Origin of the sequence: Neoroseomonas rubea (assembly GCF_016106015.1) — a bacterium.
GTDB lineage: Bacteria > Pseudomonadota > Alphaproteobacteria > Acetobacterales > Acetobacteraceae > Neoroseomonas > Neoroseomonas rubea.
Genome location: NZ_JACADQ010000132.1, coordinates 1 through 10397, shown reverse-complemented (window position 1 = coordinate 10397; position 10397 = coordinate 1). Strand labels below are relative to the sequence as shown.

At 71.9% G+C, this 10397-nt stretch carries 10 protein-coding genes; all 10 read right to left on the bottom strand.

Translation table 11 applies throughout. The features are described 5' to 3' along the window. Positions 1–194: hypothetical protein (locus tag HW577_RS13665; protein WP_198376688.1), on the bottom strand; the 194-nt coding region annotated here is incomplete at its 3' end. A gap of 92 nt (positions 195–286) precedes the next feature. Then, on the bottom strand, positions 287–1792 hold the full coding sequence (locus tag HW577_RS13660) for a class I SAM-dependent methyltransferase (protein WP_198376687.1): 1506 nt from the start codon (positions 1790–1792) through the stop codon (positions 287–289). 29 nt (positions 1793–1821) lie between these two features. Continuing rightward, positions 1822–2931, bottom strand: a complete 1110-nt coding sequence (gene tssG / locus HW577_RS13655) for a type VI secretion system baseplate subunit TssG (RefSeq protein WP_198376686.1) — start codon at positions 2929–2931, stop codon at positions 1822–1824. Beyond that, positions 2928–4754, bottom strand: a complete 1827-nt coding sequence (gene tssF / locus HW577_RS13650; RefSeq protein ID WP_198376685.1) for a type VI secretion system baseplate subunit TssF — start codon at positions 4752–4754, stop codon at positions 2928–2930. Before tssF ends, tssG begins: the two co-directional genes overlap by 4 nt. Positions 4755–4756: 2 nt before the next feature. Continuing rightward, entirely contained in the window at positions 4757–5248 is a 492-nt protein-coding gene (tssE, locus tag HW577_RS13645; protein WP_198376684.1) for a type VI secretion system baseplate subunit TssE, read from the bottom strand. 331 nt (positions 5249–5579) lie between these two features. Next, positions 5580–6365: a type VI secretion system accessory protein TagJ gene (locus HW577_RS13640; protein WP_198376683.1), complete on the bottom strand. Its 786-nt coding sequence runs from the start codon at positions 6363–6365 to the stop codon at positions 5580–5582. Beyond that, entirely contained in the window at positions 6362–7927 is a 1566-nt protein-coding gene (gene tssC, locus HW577_RS13635; protein WP_332837688.1) for a type VI secretion system contractile sheath large subunit, read from the bottom strand. The genes HW577_RS13640 and tssC (HW577_RS13635) overlap by 4 nt, the downstream gene beginning before the upstream one ends. Before the next feature lie 29 nt (positions 7928–7956). Further along, positions 7957–9450, bottom strand: coding sequence for a type VI secretion system contractile sheath large subunit (gene tssC / locus HW577_RS13630; RefSeq protein ID WP_198376682.1), 1494 nt, complete (start codon positions 9448–9450; stop codon positions 7957–7959). A 3-nt stretch (positions 9451–9453) separates the two neighbouring features. Continuing rightward, entirely contained in the window at positions 9454–9960 is a 507-nt protein-coding gene (gene tssB / locus HW577_RS13625) for a type VI secretion system contractile sheath small subunit (protein ID WP_198376681.1), read from the bottom strand. A gap of 122 nt (positions 9961–10082) precedes the next feature. Further along, positions 10083–10295: a hypothetical protein gene (locus tag HW577_RS13620; protein WP_198376680.1), complete on the bottom strand. Its 213-nt coding sequence runs from the start codon at positions 10293–10295 to the stop codon at positions 10083–10085. Between the last annotated feature and the right edge of the window lie 102 nt (positions 10296–10397).

Sequence of the window (10397 nt, the reverse complement as noted above, 5' to 3'; positions counted from 1 at the left end):
TGCACGGGCGGGGGCTGGGACGGCGTGCTTTCCACCGCGCCGGGCACGCGGATGCCGCGCGTCTGCCCGCCCGCCTGGGGGCGCAGCCTTTCGATCAGCTGCAGCGCCGCCGGGTCGGACTGGGCGAAGGCGGCGGGCGCGGGGGCGGCGAGCGCGAGCAGCGCGGCGCCGGCGACAAGGAATGTGCGGGTCATGCGAGGACCTCCATGCATGGGGCAGTCAATAGCACCGGCCGTGCGCGGCCGCATCCGAACCGCTTCAGGGCGCGCGGCGCCTCGCGCGGTCGTCATGGCAGGATGCCCATGGCGCGCCAGGTCGGCAGCAGGCCCTCGAGCACCTGCGCGATGCCCGTCTCGGCCCGGGCGCGGGCGTCCTCGTCGCCCTGCGGCCGGGCGAGATGGCGGGAGAGCACCACCGGGTCCGGCGGCAGGCCCGAGAGCAGCGCGCCGCAGAGCGCGAGTTCCGAGGCGCCGACCGGCAGCGCGCTGCCCATCGCGGCGATCGGCACGCCGATCGGCGCGCGCATCGCCGACGCCTCGGGCGCGAAGTGGCGCAGCAGGCTGTCGCAGCAGCGCGCCAGGCGCGCATTGTCCGCCGGGTCGTGGCGCGGCGCGCGCCACAGCGGCTCGGCCGCCTGGCTTTCCACCAGCATCAGCGCGATGTCGATGTGGTTGAGCGTGGCGCAGGCGGGCAGGTCGGCGAGCTCGGCGATGGTCTTCGGGCCGTCCGACAGGGCCTCGAGCAGGGCATCCCGCTGCGGCGGCTTCAGTTCCAGCGTGCCCGACGGGGTCACGATCTCGATCTTCGTGCGGTCGGCCGGGGCGGTCAGGGCGAGCATCGTCGGCCCCAGCAGCGCCCGCCCGCCGGGACGCCGCCCGCGGATGAAGATGTCCGTCCTGAAGCGCCGGGCGAGGAAGGTGTCGAGCAGCGTCTCCCGCGCGATGCCCGCAGGGGCGGCGGCGAGGGCCGCGCGTTGTTCGGGGTTCAGCTGAAGTTCGGGCATCGAGCCCGCGGGCCGCGCCGTGCCGCCGTATTCGAGCCGCGCCGGGACAAGCGCGCGGGCGACATCGGCATGGTAGGCGGGCCGCCAGAAGCTGGTCAGCCATTCATGCACCATGTAGGCGGGCGCGTTGCGGGCGGCGTTGACGATGTGCTCGAGCACCCGCGGCTCCGGCAGGTAGAGCGGCGCCTGTTCCCGCAGGGCGACGATCGCTTCGATCGCCGCGAGCCCGCGCTGCGCGTCGTCCCCGGGCAGGCTGCGGGCGGCTTCGTCGACCAGGCGCTGGAAATGCAGCGTGTCGGCGTAGCCCGGCAGCGCGTTGTAGCCGAGCAGGATCACGCCGCCGGGCTTAAGGCGGCTTTTCAGCATGCGCACGATGCCGTCCCGCACCGGGTCGGGCACCCAGCTCCAGACGCCGTGGCAGATGACGACATCGAGCTCGGGCAGCAGGTCGGGGCTGTTCACCTCGGTCAGCTCGGCGAGGTCGGCCTCAATGAAGCGGGCATTGTCGATGCCCCCTTGCCGCGCCACTTCGCGCGCTTCCTCGATATGCACCGGCTGGAGGTCGAGCCCGATCACGTCCCAGCCCGGATTGGCCGCGGCCAGCAGGCAGGCCGAGAGCCCCCGCCCGCAGCCGATGTCGAGCACGGTCATCCGCTCCGGATCCGGCGGGTTCCACCAGGTGTCCGCCATGGCGAGCGCGAGGCGCAGGCGCGCGGGCGCGCTTTCCGGCTGGAAGGCCGCGACGTAGCGGACATCGGCGGCGCCGTAGCGGGATTTCGCGTCGGTCATGCAGGCAGGTTCCTGTGCAGCGCCATGGGTCAGACGACGTCCCGCGGCTCGAAGATGGCGTCCTCGGCATCGCCCTTGCGCGGGCGGGATCCGCCCATCCAGCTCGTCCAGCCGAGCCGCGCGCCGCCGGCGAGCGAGCCCGCCGGCACATCCTCGGCCCGCAGCACGAGGTTGACGGCGAAGGAGGTGTCGGGCCCGACGAACAGCCGCGCGAGCTGCGTCACGCGCAGCCAGCCGGGCGTGCCGGGCAGCAGCCGGTCGAAGGCGGCGCGCGGCAGCGGGCCGAAGCGCAGGATCACCCGCGCCTGCGGGTCCCACACCTGCGCCCCGGCGGTCGCCGAGACGCCGAGCGCGCAATGCTGCGGCGCGCCGCGTCCTTTCGGCATGCGCGTGCGCTCATCCTCGGGCAGGCGGATGTAGCCGCCGGCGAATTCGCGCACCTGGACGGCAAGGCCCGTCTCGGCCTCCAGCATCGCGCGCAGGCGCTCGGCGCTGCGGGTCCGCGCGGCGAGGTTGCCGGCGTGGAACAGCAACGCCTCGACGGGCACGCGCATGCGCCCGTCCAGGTGCGGCGTGCCCATGCCGATCGCGGCGGAGAGCACGCGCGCGGTGGGCTCCGGGTTGCGCGTCGGGCGGTACTTGGCACCCGCCTTCGGATAGAGCGCCGTGGTCCGCTGCCCGAGCATGTCGAGGAAGGCGTGCAGCGCGAGGGAGCGCTTGCGCTGTTCGGCCGCGACCATCGTGGTGTGGTGGCGCGGCAGCACGCCGCCGGCGCCGACCAGGCCGAAGGTGCCGAGGGTCAGCTCGCCCTGCTCCGGCTTCGCCGCCAGCACCGCGCCGCCCGGCATGGCCAGCCGCGACGATGTGCGCAGGCGGAGCCCCTCGGGCTCGTCACGCGGCAGGCCGGACGCGGCGAGCGCGATCAGCGTCGCCTGGTCGATGTCGAAGCGCGTCGGCTCCCGCTTCAGCCGGTCGAGCGGCGCGAGCGCGATCAGCACCGGCGCGGGCGGCGGTTCCGGTTCCGGCCGCGCGGCTTCCGCCGCTTCGGGCGTCGCGACCGCGAGCGCCGTGATGTCGGGCAGCGGTGCGTCCTCCTCCGCCCCCGGCGGCGCGGGGGCGCCTTCGGGCAGGTCGCTCACAACAGCGTCCGCGTGCCGCTGCGCGGGGCGAAGCGCGTCGCGAGCCCGGGCCGCCCGCGCAGCGCGACCAGCGTGCGGGAGAAGGCGTTCACCGAGACCTGCAGCGCGAGGAAGCGCTCCATCACCTGCGCCAACGGATAAAGCCCCGCCGCCTGCCAGGCCTGCGGGTCGAAGGTGAGCGTCACGTCGAGCCCGCGCGCGAAGGCCCCGGCCCGCCCGCCCGGCAGCCGCGCCACGCCGGGGCGCGTATCGACCGCGACGAGCGCGCCGATCGCAGCGCGCGTTTCCGCCGTGTCGCGCAGGTCGTGCAGGCGCAGGATCTCCCGCAGCGCGGCCGCGCCCGATTCACCGCCCGTGACCGAGAGGTGGTTCAGCGCGAGATGCGAGATCAGCCGCCAGGCGCCGCGGTCGTTCAGCCGCGGGCGCAGCGTGGGCGTCGGTGGGGAGATGCAGTCCACCGCCGAGACCGGCGCCCCACCCTGCGCGACGCGCAGCCGCGGCTGCCCCGCCCCGAAGGGCAGCAGCGCGGGCAGGTCGCGGTTGCAGCACAGCGCCTCGACCGTCAGCACGCCCTCGGCCGGCTGGGCCGGCTCGAACTGCGTGTCGCGCACCTCGATCCAGGTCTGCGTGCCGGTGACGGGCGGCGTCGCGCCGCGGCGGAAGCTGACGAAGTTCATTTCCGCCGTCGTCGCCTCGTCCTGCTCGGTGCGGCCGAGGCGGTAGAAGGGCAGCACGGAGCGCCGGCGCCCGTCCGGGCGGCTCTCGCGCACCGCCTCGACCGCATAGACCTCCAGCGCCGCGGGGCGGCGGATGTCGGGCACCACCATCCATTCCGACTGGGTGCCGTCGAGCGCGATGGGCTCGCAGCGCTGCGGGAACAGGTTGATCGCCGGCGTGCAGCCCAGTGCGACGTTCTCCGGCCCGAGGTTGCGTTCGAGCTCCGGCATGGCGCGGTCGAGGTAGATGAAGATGTCGAGCTTCTCGCTCTCCTGCAGCATCGTCCGGGCCTCGAGCCCGCTGAGGTCGAGGTAGAGATACTTCTCGGGGAAGGCGAACCATTCGGTCAGCAGCCGGTAGCCGGCGAAGGACCGGTTCGGCCAGGGAAGTGCTGCTTCCTCCGGCGCGAAGCCCGCGGGCGCCAGGCATTCCGGGCCGAGGAGCGTCGGCTTCGGATCCACCGGGCTGTCGGCCAGCGCGATGCCGATCGTGGAGGTGCAGAGCAGTTCGTGCAGCAGCGCCGCCTGCGCGCCGACGCCGCGCAGATGCAGCCGCAGCCGGTCGAGCCCCATCTTGGCGAAGCTGAGTTCCGGCGTCGTGCTGCGCAGCCCGATGCGCAGGCAGGCCATCGCCCCCTGCACGCGGTTGTTCGGCGGGGCGGCGAGCGGCAGGCCCGACAGGCGGAAGGTCTCGACCGCCAGCGGCCAGACCGTGACGTCGTGGCAGGTGGAAAAGCGCACCGGCTCGCCGCGCACCGGCTCGGTCTCGACCAGCAGGCCGCGGGGCACGCGCGTCGGTCCCTGCGCCTCGGGCGGCGGGGCGATCTTCAGCGTCGTCATCGACGGGACGGGTGCCAGCAGGTGCGGTGCGAGCATCTCGAGCAGCGTCTCGCTGAACTCGGGCAACTCGTCGTCGAGCCGCTGCTGCACGCGCGCGGCGAGGAAGGCGACACCTTCGAGCAGCCGCTCGACATAGGGATCGTCCACCGCTTCCGGCGTGACGCGCAGGCGCGCGGCGACCTTCGGATAGGCTTCGGCGAATTCGCCCGCGAGCCTGCGGATCGCGCGCAGTTCCCGGTTGTAGTAGGGCAGCAGCGATTCCGACACGCTCAGTCCTCCCGCACCGCGACGTCGAGCGTCGTCGGGCGCACCACCGTCTCGAAGGAGATGTGCTCGGGCACCGGGTCCGTGCGCAGCACCGCCTCGATGCGCAGGCGGAGCACGCGGTCGATCGCCTCCCGCTCCTCCTTGCGCAGCTGCACCTTCACATTGGTCAGGCGCGGCTCGAAGCGCGAGATCGTCGCCTGGATCTCCCGCGACAGGGCGGCGCGGCGCTCCTCCTCGGTGAAGGTGCCGGCCGTCGGGTCCGGCACGCCGTAGCCGATGGGCGAGACCGGCAGTTCCGCGAGCCCCGCCGGCGGCGGCACGCGGCGGCGGCGCGCATTGAGCAGCGCCTCCAGGTCCCGCCGCACGGCGACGCGCAGCATGTCGATGGCGAGCGACTGGGAGAGCGGCGGGTCGCTCGGGCTGTCGGGATCGGCGTCCAGCAGGCGGTCGAGCAGCGGCAGCCGGACGCGCGGGCTCGATCGGTTGTCGCTCATCTTGTTTGCCTCAGACGCCGGCGCGGCCATCCGGCCGCTTGGCTTGCGCGCCGTGCGCTGGCGCGCGGGCGGCGGCGGATGGTCTGGGCGCGGTCGCGCTTCGCGCTCGCGGATCGAGGCAGGGCCTCGATCCGATCGGTGGCGCTGGCACGGCAAATGGCGACGGCGCGGCGATGCGCAGCACCCGCGGGTTGCGGCACGGCCGCGATCCGAGGGGTTGCGCAGGTGTGAAGCGCAGGCCGGGCGCTGCGGCGCGCAGCACGCGCGCATCGAGGCCCTGCCTCGATCCGTCCTGCGATGCGCGCCGCCGTTCCCTTCGCGCCCATTCGGTTCAGTCGAAGGTGATGTCGGTGAGTTCGGTGAGCGTCTTCGCTTCCTCGCCCACCAGGAATTCCCGCATGCCGAGGCCACGGACCAGACCCGCTTCCTCCAGCCATTCCGTCCCGCGGCCAAGCCGCAGCGGGTCCGGCATGTCCTTGGCCGTCCAGGGATAGATGGTGGGCACGTAGACCACCCCTTCCTGCCCGTCCTTCATCTCGATTGAGCAGCGCCGCCAGTACAGGTCGCGCGGGCGCTTCGGCGCATCGAAGGACAGCGCGCGCAGGCGCTCCACCGGCACCCACATGTACTCGCCGCCGGCCGTGTGCACCTCGATCATGCCGGCGAAGATGTCGTCGACATCGCGCAGGTCGTCGAAGGCGACGTCGCCCGCCTTGCCCGGCACGCGGGGGCGCAGGGATTCGACCTCGGCCGCCGCGGCCGCCGCGCCGGCCTTGTCGCCGGCTCGCAGCAGCGTCAGCGCGTGCGCCGCCGCCTTCTGCGCCTCGGTCGGGTCCTCGCCCTGGAACTTCGGCACCCGGCCTTCCTTCATGACCTGGTGGCGCGTCACCTCCGCCCGCAGCAGCTGGCGGAACTCCATGACGGTCGGGGACGGGTTGTCCTCGATCACCGCATCGAGCGCGCGATCCGCGCGTTCATACTCCCCCGAGAAGAGCATCATCTCGGCCAGCAGCCAGCGCGGCCCCGGCTCGCGCGGCTGGGCCTTGACGGCGGCGGTCGCCGCCGCGACCGCCCCCGCGATATCGCCCGCCATGAAGGCTTCACCTGGTGTCGTCATGCCGCTTGCCTCGCCGCCTGGAGATCCGTCACGAGGCGGAAGGCCGCCCCCACCTCGTCCAACTGGTAGTGCGGCTGCAGCAGGATCGTGCAGCCGAAGACACCGGGTTGCCCCGGCTTCTCTCGCACCTCGACCCGCGCGTCGCGGAGCGGATACTTCGCCCCCTGGTCGCCGCCGCCGGCCGAGACATTGGTAAAGCCCTGCAGCCAGCGCTGCAGGCGCCGCTGGATGTCGTCCTCGGTCTTGAAGGACCCGACCATGTCGCGGCCCATCAGCTTCACGCAATGGGCGAAGCGGCTGACGCAGAGCATGGCGTTGAACTGCGCCGACAGGCGCTGGTTGGCATTGGCCGCCATCGCCGTCTCGCCGCTCATGCGCGGCGGGCGGTGGATCGAGGGCGTGGCCGCGAAGGATGCCTCGGGCAGCAGCTCGAGGCCGATGAAGGGCATGAAGCCGGCTTCGACCGCCTGGCGTTCCTGGTCGTCGGTCAGCGCGGTCTCGACCGGCGGGCGCAGCGTGCCGTGGCGCGGGTCGCCGGGCAGGCGCTCGACCGGCAGCGCGTCGATCACGCCGCCCGCGGCATCGTGGCTGATCGCCGCGCCGCGGATATCCGCCGGCCAGGCGTTGCGCGCGAAGGCGCGGATCGCGGTCGCGGCGAGCGCATAGGCGGGGCTCATCCAGACGCGCTGGTCCGGCCCGGGCGCGTATTCCCGGTAGCGGAAGCCCTCGAGCCGCGTCGCATCGACGCTCCAGGGCGCGCGGCCGAGCACGCGCGGCAGGAGCACCGACAGGAAGCGGCTGTCCTCCCGCCCCTGCAGGGCGCGCCAGCGCGTCCGGTCCGCCGCCTTCAGCACGTCCGTGATGTCGGAGGCGGCGCCGACGCCGCCCCAGCTGTCGAAACCGAGCAGCGCGGGATGGGCCGCGATGGCGCAGGGGGCGAAGGCGGCCGCGGCAACGCCGGCAAGCCCGTCGAGGCCCGCGACGTCATCCGTCGGGCTGCCCGGCCCGGGCGCGTGGCGTACCTCGTAGTCCGCGAGCAGCATGCCGAAGGGCTCGCCGCCGGGCGTCCCGAACTCGCCCTCGTACACCAGCTTGAACAGTGCCGACTGGTCGAATTCCAGCGCGCGCTCGAAGTCGCGGCACAGCTCGGCCCAGCGCACCGCGAGCAAGCGCAGCTTGACCCGCGCCCCGAAGGGAATGCGGTCGACGAGCCAGGAGAGCGCACGCCAGCCGCCTTCCAGGCGTCGCAGGCGCTGATGGTGCAGGACGGCGTCGAGCTGGGCGGAGATCAGCCGGTCGAGGGCCGCGATGTCGCGGTCGACCGCTTCCTCGAGCCGCGACAGCGCCTCGGCGCGCCCGGCCGCGCTGCCGTCATGATCGAGGATGTTGCCGAGACGCCAGCCGAACCAGGCACGGAGCGCGGCGGCGGAGGAACGGTCCGCCAGGAAGTCGGCGAGCCCTTCGGCCCCCGCCCCGCCCGCGGCCTGCCCGAGGAACTTCCCCGAGAGGACCAGCGCGCGGAGCGGCACGGGCGGGCCAGGTTCTGCTTCGAGCGGCGCCACGCCGCACCCCCTGTCCCGCCCGGCCGTGGTCAGGCCTTCTGCGGAATGCGCGCGACCATGCGCATGGAGGTCGAGAGTTCCTCCATCTGCAGCCACGGGCGGAGATAGGCGACGGCGTTGTAGACGCCGGGCTTGCCCGGCACTTCCTTCACCTCGACCTTCGCCTCGCGCAGCGGGTAGCGCGCCTTCATCTCCTGCCCCGCGGATTCGGAGGAGTTCACGTAGTTCCGGATCCAGCGGTTCAGCCACACCTCGACATCGGTCGCCTCCATGAAGGAGCCGATCTTGTCGCGCGCCATCACCTTGAGGAAGTGCGCGAAGCGCGACGTCGCCATGAGGTAGGGCAGGCGGGCCGAGATGGCGGCGTTCGCCGTCGCCTCGGGCCGGTCGTACTTCTTGGGCTTCTGCACGGACTGCGCACCGAAGAAGACCGAGTAGTCGGTGTTCTTGTAGTGGCAGAGCGGCAGGAAGCCGAGGCCGGACAGTTCCGCCTCGCGACGGTCGGTGATGCCGATCTCGGTCGGGCACTTGGTGTCGCTGTCGCCGTCATCCGAGGTGAAGACGTGCGTCGGCAGGTTGGAGACCTTGCCGCCACCTTCCGCACCGCGGATCGCCACGCAGAAGCCGTACTGCGCGAACGCGTCCGTCAGCCGCGCGCCCATCACGTAGGCGGCGTTCATCCAGCAGTAGTGCTCGTGGTCCATCGCCTTCGGCTTGCCGGCGGCGTCGTAGGGCGCTTCCTCGTAGTTGAATTCCTCGACCGGCACAGTGCCCGCGCCATAGGGCAGGCGCGCGATGGTGCGCGGCATGACGAGGTTGAGGAAGCGCGCATCCTCGGTATCGCGCAGGCCACGCCACTTGGTGTACTCGGCCGTCTCGAAGATCTTGGCGAGGTCGCGCGGCTTGGACAACTCGCGATAGTCGTTCATGCCGAACATCTGGGCGGAGGCCGCCGAGATGAAGGGTGCGAAGGACGCCGCCGCGACCGAGGAGACGAGGCGCAGCGTCTCGATGTCGTCCGGATGCGCCGACCATTCGTAGTCGCCGATCAGCGCGCCATAGGGCTCGCCGCCCGGGGTGCCGAACTCGTTCTCGTAGATCTTCTTGAACAGCGTGGACTGGTCGAACTCGACCGCCTTCTGCAGGTCGCGCGACATCTCGCGCTTGCTCATCTGCAGCATGCGCAGCTTGAGCGACGTGCCCGTCTCGCTGTTCATGACCAGGTAGTTCAGGCCGCGCCAGCTGCCCTCGAGCTTGGTGAACCGCTCATGGTGCATGATCTGGTTCAGCTGCTCGCTGAGCTTCTGGTCGATCGCCTGGATCGCCCGGTCGAAGGTCTGCGTCAGGTTGCGGCTGAAGGTCACGGTGCCCTTCAGCGCTTCCTCGGTCAGCGCCTTGATCAGGTCCTGGGCGCGGTCGCGCTCGGTCTGCTTGGTCGCGCCGAGCACCTGGTCGAGAAGGCCGAGGCCGCCCTCGGCTTCGGTCGTCGTTGCGCCGGCCGCTTCAGACTGGGTCTGGCTCATGGATCAGCCCTCCTTCTTGTCGATGCCGAGCTCGGCCGACAGCTTGTCGAGCTTGTCCTTGTCCTGCAGCACCTGCTCGAGCAGGCCTTCGAGTTCCTCGGACCGGTCGACCTTGGACATCAGGTCGCGCAGCTTGGCCCGCGTCTCCATCATCGCCTTCAGCGCCGGCACCTGCTCGGCCACCCGGGCGGGCTCGAAATCCTCCATCGAGCGGAACTTCAGGTTGACCGCCATCTGGCTGCCGTCGCCGGCCAGCGTGTTGTCGACCTTGATGTTCAGGCCGGGCTGGATGCGGGCCATGACATCGTTGAAGTTGTCGCGGTCGATCTGGACGAACTTGCGCTCGTTCAGCGGCTTCAGCGGCTCGGTCGGGTCGCCGGCGAAATCGCCCATGATGCCGACCACGAAGGGCAGTTCGCGTTCGATCTGCGCGCCCTCGGTCTCGACCTCGTAGCTGATGTGGACGCGCGGCTTGCGGACCCGCGCGAGCTTGTCGTGCACGCTGCTCATAAGGCTTCCTCCTTGCGGGCGTGGTCCACGGCCCCGGGGTTTGCAATCGGTGGCAACACTACGCAGCGGCGCTGATCTGGGTCAACGCATCCGGATCACAGTCGTATGAAACCCTTCATTAATCATCCCTCCGGCAGCCGGATGCCGAGCGAGTTGAGCATCGCCTTGCGCGCCGCCTCGTCCGGCAGGACCTCGGCTAGCAGTTCGGGCAGGGGCATGCGGGCCCGCCGCACCGCGTCATCGAGGGTGAAGGCGAGCGGCGAATGCGGCTCGGTCTTGCGGAAGAAGGCGGCGATCTCCTCCAACTGCTTGATGGCGTCCTCGCGCGTGCGCATCGGCCGCGGCCCCCCTCCCCCGGCCGGCGCGGCCGCAGGTCGGGAGAGCACACGTCTGAGCTCCAGCCACACCTGGAGCCGGGGAGCCGCCCACTGCTCCGG